This is a genomic window from Nisaea sediminum, assembly GCF_014904705.1.
Classification (GTDB): domain Bacteria; phylum Pseudomonadota; class Alphaproteobacteria; order Thalassobaculales; family Thalassobaculaceae; genus Nisaea; species Nisaea sediminum.
Map to the genome: position 1 here is coordinate 269,765 of NZ_JACZCQ010000006.1, position 19,692 is coordinate 289,456.

Annotated in this window: 22 protein-coding genes; 8 read left to right on the top strand and 14 right to left on the bottom strand. The window is 66.0% G+C overall.

From position 1 onward, the window contains the following. Positions 1–4: 4 nt before the first annotated feature. Positions 5–313: a 4a-hydroxytetrahydrobiopterin dehydratase gene (locus IG122_RS13300; RefSeq protein WP_193184284.1), complete on the bottom strand. Its 309-nt coding sequence runs from the start codon at positions 311–313 to the stop codon at positions 5–7. A 78-nt stretch (positions 314–391) separates the two neighbouring features. On the opposite strand from IG122_RS13300, the gene IG122_RS13305 reads away from it, so the two are divergent. From IG122_RS13305 to IG122_RS13320, 4 genes are all read left to right on the top strand, one after another. Continuing rightward, complete coding sequence (locus tag IG122_RS13305) at positions 392–781, top strand: metallopeptidase family protein (RefSeq protein WP_226893557.1); 390 nt, start codon at positions 392–394, stop codon at positions 779–781. Positions 782–888: 107 nt separating this feature from the next. After that, on the top strand, positions 889–1,344 hold the full coding sequence (locus IG122_RS13310; protein WP_193184287.1) for a group III truncated hemoglobin: 456 nt from the start codon (positions 889–891) through the stop codon (positions 1,342–1,344). After that, positions 1,341–1,565: a hypothetical protein gene (locus IG122_RS13315; protein WP_193184289.1), complete on the top strand. Its 225-nt coding sequence runs from the start codon at positions 1,341–1,343 to the stop codon at positions 1,563–1,565. The genes IG122_RS13310 and IG122_RS13315 overlap by 4 nt, the downstream gene beginning before the upstream one ends. A 135-nt stretch (positions 1,566–1,700) precedes the next feature. Further along, positions 1,701–2,129: an Rrf2 family transcriptional regulator gene (locus IG122_RS13320; RefSeq protein WP_193184292.1), complete on the top strand. Its 429-nt coding sequence runs from the start codon at positions 1,701–1,703 to the stop codon at positions 2,127–2,129. 9 nt (positions 2,130–2,138) lie between these two features. Here IG122_RS13320 and IG122_RS13325 read toward each other — a convergent pair whose 3' ends face one another. The 7 genes from IG122_RS13325 to IG122_RS13355 form a co-directional block, all read right to left on the bottom strand. Then, positions 2,139–2,768 (bottom strand): GNAT family N-acetyltransferase, encoded by a 630-nt coding sequence (locus IG122_RS13325; protein ID WP_193184294.1) that lies wholly within the window; start codon positions 2,766–2,768, stop codon positions 2,139–2,141. Positions 2,769–2,770: 2 nt separating this feature from the next. After that, positions 2,771–4,609, bottom strand: coding sequence for a DNA mismatch repair endonuclease MutL (gene mutL, locus IG122_RS13330; protein WP_193186084.1), 1,839 nt, complete (start codon positions 4,607–4,609; stop codon positions 2,771–2,773). Positions 4,610–4,626: 17 nt separating this feature from the next. Next, the gene (locus IG122_RS13335; RefSeq protein ID WP_193184296.1) at positions 4,627–5,955 is read right to left on the bottom strand and encodes a glucose-6-phosphate isomerase; all 1,329 of its coding nucleotides are present in this window, start codon (positions 5,953–5,955) and stop codon (positions 4,627–4,629) included. An 85-nt stretch (positions 5,956–6,040) separates the two neighbouring features. Next, positions 6,041–7,393 carry a M16 family metallopeptidase gene (locus tag IG122_RS13340; RefSeq protein ID WP_193184299.1) on the bottom strand — a complete coding sequence of 451 codons (1,353 nt, stop codon included), beginning with the start codon at positions 7,391–7,393 and terminating at the stop codon, positions 6,041–6,043. Positions 7,394–7,403: 10 nt separating this feature from the next. Continuing rightward, the gene (locus IG122_RS13345; RefSeq protein ID WP_319024884.1) at positions 7,404–8,753 is read right to left on the bottom strand and encodes a M16 family metallopeptidase; all 1,350 of its coding nucleotides are present in this window, start codon (positions 8,751–8,753) and stop codon (positions 7,404–7,406) included. 89 nt (positions 8,754–8,842) lie between these two features. After that, positions 8,843–9,601 carry a molybdate ABC transporter substrate-binding protein gene (locus IG122_RS13350; RefSeq protein ID WP_193184301.1) on the bottom strand — a complete coding sequence of 253 codons (759 nt, stop codon included), beginning with the start codon at positions 9,599–9,601 and terminating at the stop codon, positions 8,843–8,845. Beyond that, the gene (locus IG122_RS13355; RefSeq protein WP_193184303.1) at positions 9,598–9,807 is read right to left on the bottom strand and encodes a TOBE domain-containing protein; all 210 of its coding nucleotides are present in this window, start codon (positions 9,805–9,807) and stop codon (positions 9,598–9,600) included. The genes IG122_RS13350 and IG122_RS13355 overlap by 4 nt, the downstream gene beginning before the upstream one ends. A 104-nt stretch (positions 9,808–9,911) precedes the next feature. Here IG122_RS13355 and IG122_RS13360 point away from each other — a divergent pair, with 104 nt between their 5' ends. The 3 genes from IG122_RS13360 to IG122_RS13370 are packed head-to-tail and all read left to right on the top strand — an operon-like array spanning position 9,912 to position 12,792. Beyond that, complete coding sequence (locus IG122_RS13360; protein WP_226893558.1) at positions 9,912–10,991, top strand: iron ABC transporter substrate-binding protein; 1,080 nt, start codon at positions 9,912–9,914, stop codon at positions 10,989–10,991. Then, entirely contained in the window at positions 10,988–12,019 is a 1,032-nt protein-coding gene (locus IG122_RS13365) for a FecCD family ABC transporter permease (RefSeq protein ID WP_193184305.1), read from the top strand. Before IG122_RS13360 ends, IG122_RS13365 begins: the two co-directional genes overlap by 4 nt. Beyond that, entirely contained in the window at positions 12,010–12,792 is a 783-nt protein-coding gene (locus tag IG122_RS13370; protein ID WP_226893559.1) for an ABC transporter ATP-binding protein, read from the top strand. The genes IG122_RS13365 and IG122_RS13370 overlap by 10 nt, the downstream gene beginning before the upstream one ends. Positions 12,793–12,803: 11 nt before the next feature. On the opposite strand, the gene IG122_RS13375 is transcribed toward IG122_RS13370, so the two are convergent. Genes IG122_RS13375 through IG122_RS13395 form a run of 5 tightly spaced genes read right to left on the bottom strand, consistent with a single transcriptional unit; the run spans position 12,804 to position 18,222 of the window. After that, complete coding sequence (locus IG122_RS13375; RefSeq protein WP_193184307.1) at positions 12,804–13,397, bottom strand: DUF3035 domain-containing protein; 594 nt, start codon at positions 13,395–13,397, stop codon at positions 12,804–12,806. 32 nt (positions 13,398–13,429) lie between these two features. Next, on the bottom strand, positions 13,430–13,948 hold the full coding sequence (gene lspA, locus IG122_RS13380; RefSeq protein ID WP_319024885.1) for a signal peptidase II: 519 nt from the start codon (positions 13,946–13,948) through the stop codon (positions 13,430–13,432). Positions 13,949–13,952: 4 nt separating this feature from the next. Continuing rightward, positions 13,953–16,760: an isoleucine--tRNA ligase gene (ileS, locus tag IG122_RS13385; RefSeq protein ID WP_193184311.1), complete on the bottom strand. Its 2,808-nt coding sequence runs from the start codon at positions 16,758–16,760 to the stop codon at positions 13,953–13,955. Positions 16,761–16,800: 40 nt separating this feature from the next. Beyond that, positions 16,801–17,733 carry a bifunctional riboflavin kinase/FAD synthetase gene (locus IG122_RS13390; RefSeq protein WP_193184313.1) on the bottom strand — a complete coding sequence of 311 codons (933 nt, stop codon included), beginning with the start codon at positions 17,731–17,733 and terminating at the stop codon, positions 16,801–16,803. A 12-nt stretch (positions 17,734–17,745) separates the two neighbouring features. Continuing rightward, complete coding sequence (locus tag IG122_RS13395; RefSeq protein WP_226893560.1) at positions 17,746–18,222, bottom strand: MaoC family dehydratase; 477 nt, start codon at positions 18,220–18,222, stop codon at positions 17,746–17,748. 114 nt (positions 18,223–18,336) lie between these two features. Here IG122_RS13395 and IG122_RS13400 point away from each other — a divergent pair, with 114 nt between their 5' ends. Beyond that, on the top strand, positions 18,337–19,110 hold the full coding sequence (locus IG122_RS13400) for a 2-keto-4-pentenoate hydratase (RefSeq protein WP_193184323.1): 774 nt from the start codon (positions 18,337–18,339) through the stop codon (positions 19,108–19,110). A 10-nt stretch (positions 19,111–19,120) separates the two neighbouring features. Here the strand turns inward: IG122_RS13400 and IG122_RS13405 are convergent, their stop codons facing one another. After that, the gene (locus IG122_RS13405; RefSeq protein ID WP_193184325.1) at positions 19,121–19,675 is read right to left on the bottom strand and encodes a PAS domain-containing protein; all 555 of its coding nucleotides are present in this window, start codon (positions 19,673–19,675) and stop codon (positions 19,121–19,123) included. Positions 19,676–19,692 lie beyond the last annotated feature (17 nt).

The following is a 19,692-nucleotide window of genomic DNA, read 5'->3' on the forward strand; positions in this document are numbered from 1 at the left end:
GGCGCTAGTCCGTCGCCGGCTCGCCTTCCGCCAGTTCGTCCATCTGCACGGCGAGATCGATATCGAGCCTCGTCAGACCGCCCGCATCGTGCGTGCTCAGCGTCACGTCGATCCGATTGTAGACGTTGAACCATTCCGGATGGTGGTCCATCTCCTCGGCGATCTCCGCGACCTTCGTCATGAAGGCGAAGGCTTGCGCGAAATCGCCGAAGCGGTAGCTGCGTGAAATCGCGTCACGGCCCTGGACCGGACTCCAGTCCGGCAATCCCGCGAGGGCCTGATCCCGTTCCGCCCCGGCCAGCTTCTTGACCATGTCGGCTTCCCTCTCCAACGTTCGGTGTCCATGCTAGCGCAAAACCCGCGCGCCGTTTATAGCCTTGGCATGACCCGGATGATCGAACCGCCAACCCTCGACGATATCGAACGCCTCGCACGCGAGGCCTTCGCGACGATTCCGGACGAATTGCGCGCGCAAACCGGGGGCGTGACCTTTCTGGTGACCGACTTCGCCGAAGAGGACGTGCTGGACCAGTTCGAGGCCGAAAGTCCGTTCGATATCCTCGGCCTCTATGCCGGCATCCCGTTCGGCGAGGCGGAGAGCATGGCGAGCCCGTCGGACCTCAACCGCATCTTCCTCTACCGCCGCCCGATCCTCGATTACTGGTGCGAGAGCGGCGAGGACCTGCAAAGCATTGTCCGCCATGTGCTGATCCATGAGATCGGCCATCATTTCGGCTTCTCCGACGACGACATGGAAGCGATCGAGGCCGCCGCCGACTGACCCTCCGCCGCCTTGCCCCGGCGCGGATTGTCGCAGGTGCGCAAGGCTTCTTGAGTTGCACAATTAAAGATGCATATTAAATTCATCTTTATAGAGGGAGACCTCCAATGAGCATCGAACCGATCCGCAGCGCGCCCGAACGCCGGGCGGAAATCCAGGCTCAGGCCGCCGCGCTCGGGATAGATGAGAGTTATATCGACCGTCTCGTCGAGGCGTTCTACCGGAAGGTCCGGCAGGACGGGATGCTCGGCCCGGTCTTCGCCCGCCGGATTTCGGACTGGGGACCGCACCTCACACGGATGAAGGCCTTCTGGAGCTCAGTGGCCCTCAACAGCGGGCAATATTCCGGCAAGCCGGTCCCGGCGCACCTCGCGCTGAAGGAGGTTCGTCCCGCGCATTTCGAGCGCTGGCTCGCACTCTTCCAGGAAACACTGGAAGAGACCGCCCCCACCCCCGGCGCGGTCTTCCATTTCATGGAGCGGGCGCAGCGTATCGCCACCAGCCTGCAGCTCGCCATGTTCGGCCTGCCCGAACTGCAGATCCCGAAAGGAGAGGACAAATGATCGCTCTCAAGATCATCACCTTGCTGGCGCTCGCCGCCACGGCCGGTTTTTTCCTGATCTATCTCACGGCGCTCGAGACCGGCAGCCGTGAAGACAAGCGTCTCGGCCGGAAATCCTTCCTCGACGAGACCGGCGGCGCGCTGGTCTTCGCCGCGCGCGGCGCCTTCTTCGGCTGGATCGCCCTGCTCGTCGCGCTGACCGCCGTCAACGCCGTCGGCTGAAAGGAGACATGATGAAACACCGCCTTCCTCTCTGGCGCAGGATCGGACCGATCCTCCTGCTCTGGGTCGCCGCGCCCCTGCCGCTCTATATCTGGGCCGGGATATCTCTCGCGCTCGGCCTGAAGTGAGCGCGTCATGCGGCTCAATGTGCAGACCGACTATGCCCTCCGCCTGTTGATGCATCTCGCGGTCAATACCGGCCGCCTGGTGACCATCAAGGAGGCCTCCGACCGCTTCGGGATCTCGAAAACGCATCTGATGAAACTCGCCAGCGCATTGACCCATGACGGGTTCGTCGAGGCGCTCCGGGGACGCTCCGGGGGTCTCCGGCTGGCGCGTCCGGCGGCGGAGATCCGGATCGGCGAGGTGGTAAGGCGGATGGAAAACGATTTCGACGTGGTGGAATGTTTCCGGACCGGGCGCAACGAGTGCCTGATCACGCCCGCCTGCCGCCTGAATGGCGTCCTGCACCGGGCCGTCGAGGCGTTCCTCGCGGAGCTCGACAGCTGCACGCTGGAGGATCTGGTGAAAACGAACCAGCCACTTCGGCTTTTGCTCGCCTGAACCGCAGGCTCAGGGAAGCTCCCGCCCGAGCCAGATCGCCCTGCCGGTGTCCTTCTCCGGCGGAAGCTCGATCGGCGTGAACCCGGCGCGCCTCCAGAATGCGAGCCCTCCCGCATTGCCTGGATTGACCGCCGCATGCACCCGCCGCGCCCCGGCTGCCAGCGCGAGCGGATACCAGGTCTCCAGCAACCGCGTGCCGATTCCGCGGCGCTGCAGACGCGGCGACAGGTTCATGTGCACATGCCCCGGATGTGTCGCCACAACTTCGTCGGGGATCACGCCCTCCGGATGATGGATGCGGTGCGCCCGTTTCGTGTCCGCATCCCAGTGCGGGTCGGGTTCCGCACCCGGATCGGGATACCGTCGGCGGAGAGACGGCCACCATTCGGCCTCCTGTCGCGCCTCAAAGGCGCGCGTGTCCGCGGTGCCGATCACATAGCCCGCAACGCCCTCCGCGTCCTCGGCGACGAGGCAGAGGTCCGGCTGCAGCATGGAATAGGGGCCGACATAGATATGACCCATGATTTCAGGATCGCGGTAGAGGTGGCTCGCATCCCCGCCCGCGTCCCCGGTCAGGAGCGAGATCCGGTAGAGCGCCGGAAGATCCCCTTCGCGAACCGCCCTGATCCGGACCGCCATGCTCAGCGCCGCCCGAACAGCTTCTCGATATCGTTGAGGGAGAGCGAGACGTAGGTCGGCCGGCCGTGGTTGCACTGGCCGGAATGGGGCGTCGCCTCCATCTCGCGCAGCAGCGCGTTCATCTCCTCGACCGTCAGCCGCCGCCCGGAACGGACCGAGCCGTGACAGGCGATGGTGCCGCAGATATGCGCCAGTCTGTCCTTCAGCGCCATCGCCTCGCCGAACTCGGTCAGCTCCTCGGCAAGATCGTGCACCAGCCCCTGCACGTCCGCCTCGCCCATCAGGGCCGGCACCTCGCGCACAACGACGGCGCCGGCACCGAACGGCTCCAGTACGAGGCCGAGCTCGGCGAATTCCTCCGCCCGCGCGCCAAGCCGGTCGACGGAACTCTCGTCCAGCTCGACCACTTCCGGGATCAGCAGCATCTGCCGCTTGATGCCGTCCGCCTCCAGCGCCTTCTTCATCCGCTCATAGACCAGCCGCTCATGCGCCGCATGCTGGTCGACGATGACCACGCCCTCGCCGGTCTGGGCGACGATGTAGTTCTCGTGCAACTGTGCCCGTGCGGCGCCGAGCGGATGATTCTGCAGCGCTGCGCTCTCCGGCGCCGGGGCCTCGGCCCGCGCCTGCGGCGCGACATCCTGCATCATGCCGCCGATCGGAGCCTGATAGGCCATTGCCGCTTCGGCCATGCCGCGCGGCACATGGGTCTGCGTATAGCTCGGCGGCTGCCACTGGTAATGCGGCGCGCCGGCGGTTTCCGCCGAGCGCCCGAGCGCGCCGAGGGCCGCGTTCGAAACCGTGGTCGAGGCACGGTGCCCGGCGGCGGTCAGCGCGTGCTTCAGCGCCCCCACGATGAGGCCGCGCACCAGTCCCGGCTCGCGGAAGCGGACCTCGGTCTTTGCCGGATGCACGTTCACGTCCACCACTTCGGGCGGGACGTCGAGAAACAGCGCCAGCATCGGGTGCCGGTCATGCGAGATGAAATCCATATAGGCGCCGCGCACCGCACCGTAGAGCAGCTTGTCCCGGACCGGGCGGCCGTTGACGAAGAGGAACTGGTGGCTCGTCGTCCGCTTGTTGATGGTCGGCAAGCCCGCATAACCGGAAAGCCGGATGCCCTCGCGCTCCGCCTCGATCGGCAGCGCGTTGTCCTCGAAATCGCGTCCCATCACGGCGCCGAGCCGGACAAGCCGCGCCTCGAAGAGATCGCCCGCGGCCTCGTTCAGGCGCAGGCTCGTGCGCGTACCGTCGCCGAGCGAGAAGGCGACATGCGGATGCGCCATGGCGAGGCGTTCGATCACGTCGACCGCGTGAGCGTATTCCGTACGCGCCGCCTTCAGGAACTTGAGCCGTGCCGGCGTCGCGTAGAACAGGTCGCGGACCTCGATCCGCGTCCCCTGGCCGAGCGCCGCCGGTTCCGCCGGGCCGACCCGGCCGCCCTCGACGGAAAGGCTCCAGGCGCTGTCCTCAGGCCCGGCCGCCGCCGCGCGCGTGGTGATCGTCATGCGGCTGACGGCACCGATGGAAGGCAGCGCCTCGCCCCGGAAACCGAGGCTCATGATATTGGTCAGGTCCTCGCCCTTGAGCTTGGAGGTGGCGTGCCGCTCGACCGCGACCTCCAGCTCCTCGCGGGTCATGCCGACGCCGTTGTCGGTAATGCTGATCGCAGTCCGCCCGCCGTCGCGCATCACGATGTCGATCCGCGTCGCCTCGGCATCGAGCGCGTTCTCGACCAGTTCCTTCACCGCGCTCGCCGGCCGCTCGACAACCTCGCCGGCGGCGATGCGGTTGACCAGCCCGTCGGGGAGGCGGCGGATCCGCCCGATGCGTTCGTCCATGCGCTCCGCGACGGCGCTCACCCGCCCATCTCCGCGAGATAGCGCCGCGCCAGGACCTTGCCCTGCTCAACCGCCGGCTGGTCGAAGGCATCGACCCCGAAAAGGTCCGCGGCGACCATGGTCTCGAGGAAGAAATGCATCATCAGGGCGCCGACGCTTTCCTCGTCCACCTTCGCGGTGCGGATGATCCGGGTCGGCCGCCCGTTGGCGATCAGGGTCTCCGCGGTCGCCCGCTGCTCCGCGTCAAGCAGGTCGCCCATGGTGCGGCCCTCGAGATAGGCGAGTCCCTCGCCCATCAGTTCGGTCGCGCTGCCGTTCACCCGTCCGCCGGTATTGGCGACGTCGCTCTGCACGATGGTGACGAGCTTGTCGCGCGGCCCGTCAAGAAAGAGCTGCAGGGCGCTGTGCTGGTCGACCGCGCCGAGCGCGCCGATCGGCGTGGTGCCGTTGCCGCCCTTGCCGAGACTCTCGGCCCAGAGCTGGGTGTACCAGTCGCCGATCCGGTCGAGCCGGTCGCTGTAGGGCATCAGCACGCTCTGCGTCACGCCGCGCTCGCGCAGCAGTCCGACATTGATCATGGCGCCGACCGCGGGCGCGCTCTCCTCCGGCCGGTTCGCCTCCAGGGCGGCCGCCGTCACGGCAGCGGCACCGCGGCGTATCGCGCGCGCATCAAGCCCGACGATCATGGCGGGCAACAGACCGTTCAGTGTGAGTCCGGAATAGCGCCCGCCGATATCCGGATCATGATCGAGGCAGGGGCAACCGGTCTTCTCCGCGAACTTTCGGAGCGGACGGGCGCCGGGCTCGGTGATCGCGATGAAATGCCGCGCCGGGTCGAGCCCGGCCTCGACGTAGGCGTCGTGCAGCAGCAGCGTCTGGCAGAGTGTCTCCGCGGTGCCGCCGGATTTGGAAATCGCGATAACAACGGTCTTCGCGAAATCGACGCGCTGGTAGATCGCTGTGAAAGTGGCGGGATCGATATTGTCGAGAAAATGCAGCCGGGGCGCGTTCGGCGAGAAGGCGGCGCCTTTCTCCGCCAAGCGGCAGATCGTCGCGCCGCCGAGGCTGGAGCCGCCGATCCCGAGGATCAGAACGTCGGCCGCGCGGCGGCGGATATCGTCAGCGAGCGTCTCGGCGAGCTCGAGATCGTCGATGCGCGACGGCAGGGAGAGCAGCGGCAGTTCGCCGTTCTCCCGCTTGCGGCGCAGGCCCTCGAGCGACGCCGCGGCCGGCTCTGCAAGCGCGGCGAAGGCGGCACCGGACAGACCGCCCGGCCCGAGTTTGCCCTCGAATGTCGCGGAGAAATCATGCCAGAGCGGCCCGGCCGTCAGATGAAGCGCTTTCATGGTTACCGAATCTAGCAGATGCGGTCCGGCCGAACCACCATAGGAACGGCGCTCTCCCGCATCCGCTTTCGGTTTTCCGGCAATCTCAGGACCGCGGCTCCGGCACCGGGGCCGTGGCCTTCAGATCCTTCGGCTGACCGACCACGACGAAGGTCAGTTCGTCCGCATGGAACAGGCGCTTCGCAACCCGTCTGAGATCCTCCATCGTCACCGAATCGATCAGTTCCGGACGCTTCTCCAGGTAGTCGAGCGGACGTTTGTCCCGCTGCAGGGAGACCAGCATGCCCGCGATCGGCGCCGAGCTCGTGAGCTGCATCGGGAACGACCCGTTGATATAGGTCTTGGCATCCCGCACCTCCTGCTCGGTCGGTCCGTTCTCCGCCATCCCGGCCCAGATTTCGCGCACCAACCGCACGGTCTCCGCGACCTTGTCGTTGCGGGTCGAGACCCCGCCCATGACCATCTGCGCGCCGTCCAGCGGCAGGCTGAAAGCGTAGATCCCGTAAGTCAGGCCGCGCTTCTCACGGATCTCCTCCGTCAGACGGGAGCCGAAACCGCCGGCCATGATCTCCATCAGGATGGCCGCGGCGAAACGGTCCGGGTCGTCGCGCGGAATCCCGCGATGGCCGAACACGACGACAGATTGCGGCACCGCCTGCTCGACCACGAAGGTCTCACCGACCGCGCTGAGCTGCGCCGCCTCCGGCGTCGTCGGCGCGGGCGTGTCCGGCAGGGCGCCGAAGGTCCGGTCGAGCAGCAGGCCCAGCCGCTCCGGGTCGATGTCGCCGACCACGCCGATCTCCATCTGGTCCCGAGTCAGCACCCTGCCCGCGAACCCCTTCATATCCGTAACCGTGATCCGGCCGACGCTATCGACCGTACCGCTGTCGGGCCGACCATAGGGATGATCCGGAAAAGCCGCGCGCCACCAGGTCCGACTGGCGATGGTCTGCGGACGTGTCGCGCTGCGTTTCAGGGAGGAGACGATCTGCGCCCGGATGCGTTCGACCGGTTCCGGATCGAAACGCGGCTCCGTCATGGCGAGGCGCAACAGCTCGAACGCCGTATCCGAGTTCTCTGTCAGGGTCTGCAGGCGGGCGCTGAAGCCGTCCCGCCCGGCGCTGAAGCCGAGGCCGATCACACGGTCCTCGAGCTGCCGCCGGAAGGCCTCGCTGTCATAGGGTCCCGCACCTTCGTCGAGCAAAGCCGCGACCATGTCCGCAAGGCCTTCCTTGCCGTCGGGATCCGCCGCCGCTCCGCCCTTGAAGGAGGCGGAGAGCGTGATGATCGGGTTCTTGTGATCCTCGACCAGCCAGGCCTCGATCCCGCCCGGGCTCACCACGCGCCGGATCTCAATCGCCTCGGCGCCGCCAGCGTGGCCGAGGACGAGAAGGGTGCCGAGGGCGAAAACGGCGCAACGGAGAAGCATCTTCGTCATCTGTCTTTCCTCAGCTCGCCGGTTTCGGGCGCAGGATGCTGGTGACATGGCCCGGTTTGGTGAGGATCGCGTGTGCCGCCTCCATCACCTGCTCCGCGGTAACCGCACCGACTTCCTCCGGCCAGTTCTCGATCTGCTCGATCGTCCGCCCGACCGCCAGCGCCTGGCCGACCGCATGGGCCGGCGCGGTGACGCTGTCGCGGGCGTAGACCGCGCTCGCCTTCATGCTCTTCACAGCACGCGCGACCTCCGCCGGATCGACACCGTCGCGCAGGATCGCCTGCAGTTCGGTCTCGATCGCCTTCTCAAGCTCTTCGACACTGTGCCCTTCAGCGGGCACGCCGTAGAAGCCGAAGGTCGAGGGACCGATATCGCCGCCGCCGCTGAAAGCCCCGACCGAGAGCGCTATCTTCTGCTCGATCACAAGTTTCTTGTAGAGCCGGCTGGTCGAGCCGCCGCCGATCACCTCCGCCAGCACCGCGAGCGGCAGCACGTGGCGGCTCTCGCCCCAGAAGCGGCTCGGCGCCAGCCAGCGCCGCGTCCAGCTTTCCTGCGCGGCCAGCGGATGGGCAAGCTCGACGCGGCGGGCGGCGATCTGCTCCGGCTCCGCGGGCCGCACCCGCTCCGGCACCGGACGGGCCGGGATGACGCCGTAATACTTCTCGGCCAACGGCATCAGCCGCTCCATCGTGATGTCCCCCGCGACGACCAGAATGGCGTTATTCGGGGCATACCATTTGCGGTAGAAGGCGAGCGCGTTCTCCCGCGTCAGCGCCTCGATCTCGTGCGCCCAGCCGATCAGCGGGCGTCGATAGGGGTAATTCAGATAGAGCGCCGCGTTCGTCCGCTCGCTCAGCAGCGCGGCCGGGCTGTTGTCGACCCGCGATCGCCGCTCCTCCAGCACCACCTGGCGTTCCGCCGCAACCTCGTCCTCATCCAGCGTGAGGTTCGTCATCCGGTCGGCTTCCATTTCCATCACCAGCGGCAGCTTGTCGGAGGCGATGGTCTGGAAATAGGCGGTGTAATCATATCCGGTGAAGGCGTTGCCCTGACCGCCGTTGCGCGAGACGATGCGGGAGAACTCGCCGGACGGCACCTTCTCGGTGCCCTTGAAAAGCAGATGCTCGAGGAAATGCGCGAGCCCGGTCTCGCCCGGCGCCTCGTCCGCACCTCCGACCTTGTACCAGACCATGTGCGTGACAACCGGCACACGCTGGTCGGTGATGGCGACGACCTGCATGCCGTTCGGCAGGGTGAAGCTCTCAGGCTCGTAGACCTTGGCCCCGGCGGGCCCGCCGGAGATCAGGATGCAGAACAGGGCGAGGAAAAGCGCGCCTCGCCCGATGGCCGGAAATCTCACGGGGTCAGTCTCCTGGGTTGCGTCGCCGGCAGAACGGCTTTCGACCCTTCGAGATATGGACAGGTTTGCGGCAGGAACAAGGCCGTCTCTCAGGGCAGATCGAAGCCGTATTGCGCCAGGAGGCTCCTTCCGGGCTCAGCAAGGATGAAGTCCCGCAGCGCGGCGGCTTCCGGCGGCGCGCTCCGCAGCAGTGCCAGTCCGTTTTCGGACCCGACAGCCAGTGCTTCCGGCAGGTCGATGATTTTCAGACTGCCTACCTCGCTCCGGGCGATCGACGCATTCGTCCGGTAGGTCAGGAACAGGTCGGCGTACCCTCGTTCGAGAATCCAGCCGTAGGGATTGCGTCCAGCCGGAACCGGCAGCGCATCCGCGCCGCCCGTCAATTTGAGAGCTTTCCCGTCAAGGGCTGCAAACGCTCCCGGGCGCAGCCGCTCTGCCTTGCCGAACAGCTTCCAGGCATAATCGCCCGCCGGATCCGCGACAGGTGTCGAGGTCGCCACACGGACGCTTTCATCCAGCAGGACGTCGAGCAGCGCCTCCGGCGAGACCTCGATCTCGGAACGGACGAGCGCGCAGAGCCGGTTGCGGCAGAGGAGCGCAACCTCGCCGGCTTTCCCGGCCCGCCGGAGCGCTTCGGGATGGGCCATGTCCGCCGAGGCGAACAGGTCCGCGGGCGCTCCGTCTTCGATGCGTTGGCGCAGCAGTCCGGACGGACCGAAGATCGCCCGGACCGGATGTCCTGTCTTGGAGTTGAATTCGGCGACGACGGCGCCGAGCGCAGCCTCAAGACTGCCTGCAGCGAAGAGCGAAATGCCCCTCTGCTTCGTCTCCCGGGCGGCTTGGATCAATCAACCGCCAGCATTACATCGGAGGCCTTGATGATCGCGGTGACTTTCTTGCCAACCTCGATCCCAAGCCGCTTCGCCGAGTCCATTGTGATCGACGAAATGACGTGATTTCCATTCCCGATATCGATCGTGATCACGGCGGTGACCACGCCTTCCTGAAACTCGACCACCTTGCCGGTGAGAGCATTGCGTGCGCTGATTTTCATGAAAGAATCTCCCGGTTGCGGCGGGTCCCGATTGTCGTTCATACCGCCTGACTGCAAGATGGTACAAAGTCCCGGCGGGAACAATGGCGACAGGCGAGGACAGGATGCATCCTGCGAGAGTGACGCTCAGAGATATCATCCGATTCTGTCTGACGTTCGGCATGCTGCTGGGAGCGGCGGCGGATGCCGGCGCCGCGGCCTTCAGCGATTCCGCCGGACGCGCGGTACCCGTACCCGAGCGGGTGACCAAGGTCTTCCCCGCGGGACCGCCGGCGGGAATATTCCTCTACATGCTCGCCCCGGATCTAATGGCCGGATGGACGCGCTCGCCCCGTCCCGACGAACGCGATCTGATGCCGCAAGCCTATGCCCACCTGCCGGAAATCGGCCGGCTGACGGGGCGCGGCGGCAGCGCCAATCTGGAGACCGTCCTCGCATCGAAGCCGGATCTGATCCTCGATTACGGCTCGCTCAGGCCGACCTATATCTCGCTGGCCGACCGGGTGCAGGCCCAGACCGGGATCCCCTATGTCCTGATCGACGGCAGCTTCGACCAGATTCCGGCAGCCTTCCGTGCGACCGGAAATCTGATCGGACGGCCGGCGGAAGGGGAGGCAAAGGCACGGGAGGCCGAACGCATCCTCGCCGACCTCGCCGCCGTCAGGCAGTCCCTCTCGGTCGGCTCCTCGGCACCCCGGGTCTATTACGGTCGCGGCGCGGACGGGCTGCGGACCGGCGTCGGCGGATCAATCAATTCGGAACTCCTCAAATATGCCGGCGCTGTGAATGTCGCCGAGGAGGTCGCGAGTTCCGGCAATCTCGCCTCCGTTTCGATGGAGCAGGTGCTCGCCTGGAACCCTGACGTCATCCTGACCACCGATCCGAATTTCTACGAACGGGTCTGGTCAGACGAGGTCTGGGCGACGCTTGGCGCGGTAAAGGCAGGCAGGGTCTATCTCTCCCCCACCCTACCCTTCGGCTGGTTCGACCGGCCTCCGTCCGCCAACCGCCTGATCGGGCTACGCTGGCTGCTGGCCGTGCTCTATCCGGACCGGTTCGCCGGCGAACTGGAGCCGGAAACCCGCGCCTTCTACAGAACCTTCTACCATCTGGAGCTTACCGACGCGCAGCTCGCCAAGGTGCTCGGGCCCGGAACCCGGCCGGGAACCGGGCGCTCGAAATGACGCTTGCAGGCGGCGCTTCGGGAATGCGGACCGGCCTATGGGCCGCCGCCGGGCTTGCCGCAATCTTCCTGCTTTTCTGCATCGCGGCCACCGTCGGACAATACCCGCTCAGCATCTCCGAAGTGCTCGCCGCCCTCGGATCCCTCGTGAGTGGCACAGAGACCGGAAGCGCGGCGGAAACCGTGGTGCTGAACATCCGGCTTCCGAGGCTCGCCGCCGCGCTCCTCGTCGGCCTCGCGCTGGCCGCTTCGGGCGCCACCTACCAGACCGTGTTCCGCAATCCGCTGGTCGCCCCGGACATTCTCGGCGTCTCCGCCGGAGCAGGCCTCGGCGCCGTCACTGCGATCTTCCTCTCGCTGCCGGTCCTGATGATCCAGGCCTTCGCCTTCGTCTTCGGGCTTGTCGCAGTGCTCATCGTCTACTTCATGTCGAAGCTGGTGCGGGGCGTGCACGATCCGATCCTCGTGCTGGTGCTGTCGGGCGTGGTCATCGGCGCGGTGATGGGCGCCGGCATATCGGTTCTGACCTATCTCGCCGATCCCTACGATCAGTTGCCGGCGATCACCTTCTGGCTGATGGGCAGCCTCGCCGGCATCACCTTCGACGACCTGATGGCGGCCTGGCCGCCGGTGCTTGCCGGGATCGTCCCGCTCATCCTGCTGCGCTGGCGGATCAATCTGATGGCGCTCGACGAGGAAGAGGCCCGCGCGCTCGGGGTCGAGACCGGACGGTTACGCGCCGTGCTCGTCGTCGCGGCGACGCTGATGACCTCGTCGGTGGTGGCGATCTCGGGCACTGTCGGCTGGGTCGGGCTGATCATCCCCCATGTCGCCCGGTTCCTCGTCGGACCGGAATTCAGCCGGCTGCTGCCGGCCACCGTCCTGATCGGCGCCGGTTACCTGCTGCTGGTCGATACAGTCGCCCGCGGCAGCACCGGGATCGAGATCCCGATCGGCATCCTCAACGCCTTCATCGGGGCGCCGCTCTTCCTCTGGATTCTCGCAAGGGCGCGGCGGTCATGGCGATGACGCTCAGTGCCCGCGGGCTCGGCTTCGGCTATCCGGGACATGCGGTCGGACACGCGCTCGACCTCGATATAGGCGCGCACCAGGTGACAATGCTGCTGGGTCCGAACGGCTGCGGCAAGACGACCCTGTTCCGCACCCTGCTGGGGCTGCTTCCCGCACAGGCCGGCGCGGTCACGCTGGACGGTATCCCGCTCTCATCCCTCTCACGCGAGGAAATTGCACGTCGCCTCGCCTACGTTCCGCAGGTCGCGGACGGCTATTTTCCGTTCTCGGTTCTGGATGTCGTGCTGATGGGGCGCGCGCCCTTCCTCGGAACCTTCGAGACACCCGGGAAGAACGACCGGGAGCTGGCCCGGGCCGCGCTCGGTCAACTCGGGCTCGACGACCTCGCGGAACGCTCCTTTTCCGCGATCAGTGGCGGGCAGCGCCAACTCGCGCTAATCGCCCGCGCCCTCGTCCAGGCCGCACCGGTGCTGGTCATGGACGAGCCGACCGCCAATCTCGATTACGGCAACCAGCACCGGATACTGAAACGAGCCAGGGCGCTCGCCTCGGATGGAAGAACGCTGGTGATTTCCTCGCACAACCCCGATCACGCACTCGCATACGCCGACCAGGTGGTGCTGATGAAAGCCGGGTCGGTGCTGGCGGCCGGATCGGCGCAGGAGACAATGACCTCGGAGCGCCTCTCGGAAATGTATGACATGCAGGTCGCCGTACTGGAGATCGAAGACCGCCTTGGCGGCCTCTCCCGGCGCTGCATCCCGCTCTGAGCGCCTCGGACCTAGTCGAACAGGCCCTTGCGCTTGCGCTCGATGACCGGCGTCTCGCCTGTCGTCGGGGCGTTGCCGAGTGCCGCGTTCTCCTGCAGGCGCTTCTTCTCCGCCTCGGCATCGACGACGACGCCGCGCGGCGCCTTCTCGCGCCAGAACAGGAGATTGTCGATCAGGTATTCTTCTTCGTAGACGAAGCTCTTGGTCTCCTGATTGACCGTGTTCCGGATGCCGGGCTCGGCCTCCGCCGTCCGCAGCAGCTGGCGCAGCTTCGACTCGCCCGGAGTCTCGCGGGAGACCGGCGTGCTCGGAGCGGAGGACGGGACGCTGCCGGCAGTGCCGGAAACGGTGCTCTGGGTCCCGGAGCCGAGGACCAGCCGTTCGGCGGCTTTCGTGACGTCGCGCTCCTGCGGGCGCGGCTCGCCCGGGGTCGGCGGACGAAGGGCGAAGTTCGGCGGCAGGCTGAGCGGCGGCCGCGCCACCACAGCGAACTCGTCGGGAGACTGCTTCCTGTTGCCGATCGCGGACTGGATGTCGCTGCAGGCCTGCAGGCCGAGCGTACCGACGCAAAGGGTGAGTCCCAGAACCCTGCCGAGGCTCAACATGCCAATTTCACTCCGGTCTCTCGCTTTCCGCGTCACTCGCCGCTCCCTTTCGAGATATGGGCATCCGCCCTCCGCGAGTCACCCAGAAAGCTGTCAAACAGCAAAAACACCACGCCGATGGATATCGCACTATCGGCAATATTGAAAGCGGGCCAGTGATAGCCCGCGACATGCCAGTCGATGAAATCCACCACGGCGTGGAAGCGGATCCGGTCGATCACATTGCCGATCGCGCCGCCGATGATCAGACCGAGCGAGATCCGGAGTAGCGGGCTGGTCGCCTTCGAGAGCCAGATACCGAGACCGATCACCACCGCCAGGGCGAAGGCCGAGAGATAGTATGGCGTCATCGGATCGTCGCTCGCCATCAGGCCGAAGCTGACCCCGCGATTCCAGACCGCTACCAGATTGAAGAAGGGCGTGACCTCAACGATCCGCCCGTCCTGGAACAGGGTCGAGAGCGCCCATTGCTTGGTCGACTGATCGGCGAGCACGACCAGCAGGGCCAGCAGCCCGCCGAGCTTCAGACTGCGTTTCGCGGCGTCCGTCACCGGTCTATTCGGCAGCGGTTTCGAGGGAACCGGCGGCATCGGCGCAGCGCCCGCAGACCGGCGGCTCCGTCACTTCCGGCAGTACCTTCCAGCAGCGCTCGCACTTGCCGCCCTCGGCCAGTGCCGGAACGACACCCACGCCCGCGACGTCCTCGAGACGGAACGCTTCGGCCGGCGCCTCGCCGACGATCAGCTCAGCGTCCGAGGTGATGAAGAGTTCGGCCGCGTCGAGGCCTTCGAAGGCCTTCAGCGCCGCCTCGCCAACATAGACCTTCGGAGCCGCCTGCAGGGAGGAGCCGATACGCTTCTGGTTGCGCTCGATCTCGAGCGCGCCGGTGACGACCCGGCGAACGTTCCGGATCTCGGCCCAGCGCGCGGCGACCGCATCGTCCCGCCATTCGGCCGGTGTTTCCGGGAAGGTGCGCAGATGCACGGACTCTTCCGGACCGGTGCCACGGGTCATCCAGGCTTCTTCCGCAGTGAAGCAGAGCACCGGGGCGAGCCAGGCGGTCAGCCGGCTGAAGATCTCGTCCAACACGGTCCGCGCGGCGCGGCGGCGGATCGAGTCCGGCCTGTCGCAATAGAAGCTGTCCTTGCGGATGTCGAAATAGAAGGCCGAGAGATCGACGGCGCAGAAATTGTGCAGCTGGGTGAAGAGCGTATGGAAGTCGAACGCGTCCACCCGGTCGCGGATCATCGCGTCCAGTTCCCAGAGCCGGTGCAGCACCCAGCGCTCCAGTTCCGGCATCTCGGCGACCGGCAGGCGCTCCGCCTCGGTGAAGCCGTCGAGATTGCCGAGCAGGTAGCGCAGCGTGTTGCGCAGCCGGCGGTACTGGTCGGCCTGGTGCTTCAGGATCTCCTTGCCGATACGCAGATCCTCGGAATAGTCCGAGTTCACCACCCAGAGGCGCAGAATGTCGGCGCCGCTCTGGTCGATGACATCCTGCGGCGCGGTCACGTTGCCGAGCGACTTGGACATCTTGCGGCCGTTCTCGTCGAGCACGAAGCCGTGCGTCAGCACCGCGTCATAGGGCGCGCGGCCGCGGGTCCCGCAGCTCTCCAGAAGCGAGGAGTGGAACCAGCCGCGATGCTGGTCCGAACCCTCGAGATAGAGGTCCGCCGGCCATTTCAGTTCCGGACGAGCCTCCAGCACGAAGGAATGGGTCGAGCCGCTCTCGAACCAGACCTCGACGATATCCTTGTTCTGCTCGTAATCGTCGGAATTGTACTTGTTGCCGAGGAAGCGGGACGGATCGCTGTTGAACCAGGCGTCGGAGCCTTCCTCCTCGAAGATGGCGCCGATCCGGTCGATCACCTCCTGGTCGCGCAGCATCTCGCCGGTCTTCTTCTCGACGAAAACCGGGATCGGCACGCCCCAGGCGCGCTGGCGGCTGATGCACCAGTCCGGGCGCTGCTCGATCATGGTACGGAGACGTGTCTGGCCAGCCTGCGGCACGAAGCGGGTCTCGTCGATCGCCTTCAGCGCGTTCAGCCTGAGATCGTTCGTCTCCATGGAGATGAACCATTGCGGCGTATTGCGGAAGATCAGCGGCGCCTTGGACCGCCAGGAATGCGGATAGGAGTGGGTGATGCTACCGCGCGCCAGAAGACCGCCCGCATCGCGGATGATGGCGGAGATCTTCAGGTTGTCTTCCAGCACATGCATGCCAGCGAAGACCGGGACGTGATCGTAGAAATAGCCGTCGTCGCCCACCGTCTGAGGGATTTCGAGGCCGTTCGCCTGGCCGAGCACGAAGTCGTCCGCACCGTGGCCCGGCGCGATATGCACGAAACCGGTACCGGCATCGGTGGTGACGAAATCGCCGAGCAGCAGCGGCACGTCGTAATCGTAGCCCTGGCCACGCAGCGGATGGGCGAGGACGGAGCCCGCGATCTCGGCGCCGGTGACCCGTGCCAGTTCCGCGACCTCTTCGATCTTGCCCGCCTGCTTCACGGAGTCGAGCAGATCGGCGGCGACGACCAGCTTCTCGCCGACCTGGGCAAGACTTCCTTCGGCGACCGCCTTCACCTCGACGACGACATAGACGAACTCCTCGCCGCCCGCGACGGCACGGTTGCCCGCCATGGTCCAGGGGGTGGTGGTCCAGATCACGACGGAGGCGCCGTCAAGCGCCGGATGCTTCGGCTCGACGACCTTGAAGCGGACATGGATCGTGGTCGACTTGTGGTCGTGATACTCGACCTCGGCATCGGCGAGCGCTGTCTTCTCGACCACCGACCACATGACCGGCTTGGCGCCCTTGTAGAGTCCGCCGTTCATCACGAACTTGCCGATCTCTCGGGCGATCTGCGCCTCGGCCGGGAAGGTCATGGTGAGATACGGATCTTGCCAGTTGCCGCCGACCCCGAGGCGCTTGAACTCCTCGGTCTGCACATCGACCCACTTCTGCGCGAATTCGCGGCATTCGCGGCGGAACTCGACGACCGGGACATTGTCCTTGTCGAGACCCTTCTCGCGGTACTGCTCCTCGATCTTCCATTCGATCGGCAAGCCGTGGCAATCCCAGCCCGGGACGTAGTTCGCGTCTTTGCCGAGCATCTGCTGCGAGCGGTTGATGACGTCCTTCAGCACCTTGTTGAGCGCGTGGCCCATATGCAGGTGGCCGTTGGCGTAGGGCGGGCCGTCATGGAGGATGAACTTCTCGGCGCCGGCGCGGCTCTCGCGCAGCTTCTTCTGCAGGCCGATCTTCTCCCAATGCGCCAGAATCTCGGGCTCGCGGGTCGGCAGGTTGCCGCGCATCGGGAAGTCGGTCTTCGGCAGAAAGACGGTCGTCTTGTAGTCCACGCTCATCGGTTTTCTCTCTGGGCGGACCGCTCCGGCCCGCGCCCTCTTATCCGGACAGTTTCTCCCGCGCGACTTCCGCGTCGCGCGCGATTTGCGCCTTCAGTTCGTCGAGGCCGCTAAATTTCATTTCCGGGCGGATAAAGTCAATGAATTGCACGCGGAGTTTGCGCCCGTAAAGGTCCGGCGACACGTCGAACAGATTGACCTCGAGCAGCGGACCGCGGTCGTTGACCGTCGGCCGGCGCCCGAAATTCGCCACGCCGTTCCACCATTCGCCGCCCTCGACGTCCCGCGCCCGCACCGCATAGACGCCGTGCGCCGGGTGCAGGATGTCGGCGAGCTGAAGATTGGCGGTCGGAAAGCCGATCGTCCGTCCGCGCTGGTCGCCCTTGATGACTTCGGCCTCGACTTCCCAGGGACGGCCGAGCAGCGCGGCCGCGCCGCGCGGATCGCCTTCCTTCAGGCACTGGCGCACCCGGCTCGAGGAATAGACCGCGCCGTCCTCTTCCGTCACCGCATCCACCACCGAAACGCCGAAGCCGAGCCGGATGCCGAACTCCTGCAGCATTTCGGGCGTGCCCCGGCGGCGATGGCCGAAGAAGAAGTCGTGACCGATGATGACATGCCGGAGCCCGAGGCCGCGATGCAGCACCTGCGCGATGAAATCCTCCGCCGAGAGATGGGAGAAGGCGTCGTCGAAGCCGAGTTCGAACAGGATATTGACCCCGAGCGCGGCGATCGCTTCAGCGCGCAGGGCGGCACTCGTCAGCCGGAAGGCCTGCGCGTCGGGCTGGAAGAGCATGCGCGGATGCGGCTCGAAGGTCAGGACGGCCGCCGGCACGCCGGCGAGGTGCGCCGCGCGCTGGGCCTGCCCGATCACCGCCTTGTGGCCGAGATGAACCCCGTCGAAATTGCCGACAGCGGCGATCGCGCCGCGATCGTCCGAGGTAACGTCCCCGAGACTCCGAATTATCCGCATGTTCCAGCCATCCTAGTGCGGACGGCTGGGTACCATGATCAATGCGTCGCCGTCGATGACCAACTGCTCGTTGACATAGCAACGCGTGGCGAACAGGACACGGCTCTTCGCTTCCTGGATCTCCAGCACCTCGATCTCGGCCTTGACCTCGTCCTCATAGCGGACGGGAGCGACGAACTTGAGATTCTGCTTCAGGTAGACGCTTCCCTGTCCCGGCATGACCGTTCCGAACAGCGACGAGAAAAAACCCGCCGAGAGCATCCCGTGGACGATGCGCTCGCGGAAGATCGTACCGCGCGCATAATCCTCGTCAAAATGGATCGGGTTGCGGTCGCCAGAAACACTGGCGAATTGCTCGACCATCGCCCCCGTGACCTTACGGCTGAATTCGGCACGCATTCCCGGAGCAAGGTCCTCGAGAAAATAGCGGCCGATCTTCTCCGGTGCGTGCGACACGACCGGTAACATCATGGCTCCGTCGGGGGACATCCTGGCTCCGTCAAGTCATTGTGCGGTGCAGCAAAGAAAATATAGCCGTAGAGCCGGAAGCGCTCAACTGCTTAGATGGAAAAAAAGACGGAATTTCACGAGGAAACGCATCAAATGAAAGACACGGCACGTCTGACGGAGCTGATTCTCTCGGCCAGACTGGACGGAAAGATGCCTGCACCGACCCGGAACTGGTACGGCAACACCGATATCGAGGACGCCTACAAGATCCAGGAAACGGTTCTGACGGAGATGCTCCGCCGGCGCGGCGGAAAGATCATCGGGCACAAGGTCGGCTGCACCAATCAGGGCGCGCGGGATCTGCTCCACCTCGACGGGCCGTTCCACGGGGCACTTCTCTCAGGAACCGCCACCGAGAGTCCGGCCCGCATCGCCAAGGACGATTATCCTTTCATCATCCTTGAGCCGGAATTCGCCCTCAGGATCGGTACCCCCTTGCGGCCCGGAGACCGGACGCATACAGCGGAGAGCGTCGCGGCCGCCGTCGACGCGATCGTCCCGGCCGTCGAGATCGTCTCGTCCTGCCACGAAGAGTGGACCGAGGCCGGTCCGGCCCTGCTCATCGCCGACAACGGATCCTCCTACGGCTGGGTCCGGGGCGAGCCCGTGACAGACTGGGACCGGGACATGCTGATGAACGCAACGGTCTCGCTCTCGGTCGGCAAGCATCACGTGGCGTCCGGCAACGCCGCCAATGTCGATGGCGGCCCGCTCGGGGTCCTCGCCTGGGTCGCCAACAGGCTCCCGCTGGAGTCTGGCGCCTATGTCAGCACGGGCACGACGACCAGCGTCCATTTCGCCGAACGCGGAGATATGGTGGTGGCGCGTTTCGGCCCGTTCGGCGAGGTCGCATTGGAGATCGCCTGAGGGCGCGGGATCAGTCCCGGCCGACCGACAGGAGCTGCTCCGGCGGGAAGGAGAGCGCAACCCCCTGCACGCTGCAGGACAAAATGACATTCGCCTCCTCGCCGTGGCCCGGGCAGGGCAGCTTGACCACCGTCCATTCCGATACGCGCCCGTAGCTCGTGACCATGCCGGCGTTCGTGCCGATCGCGGGCAGGGCGAGAATGTTCCGGTAGAACGGGATGATATCGTGCTCGACCATCGCCGGCGACTGGCTCAGCGGCTGGTCCGTCTCGTCGATCCCGAGCCGGTCTACGAGCTCAGTTCCCCAGAGCCGGCAGCGCATGTCGAATGGGGCCTCGGATATCTGCTCGTCGACGTGGATCCAGCCGTACCAGCCGCGGAAATCGTAGAAATCGAAGGCCGACCAGGAAGGCAGTTCCGCTCCCTGCCACTTGCTCCGCCAGATCTCGACAAAGGAGCCAAGCGGACCGAACCGTTCGCTTGGCGCGTCGAGCGGGTGCAGGCCGAATTGCCGGCCCGCTCCCGACTGCGGCACGACGAACGGTTTCCAGGGCTTCGCGTTCAAGGCGGCTCCGATATTGG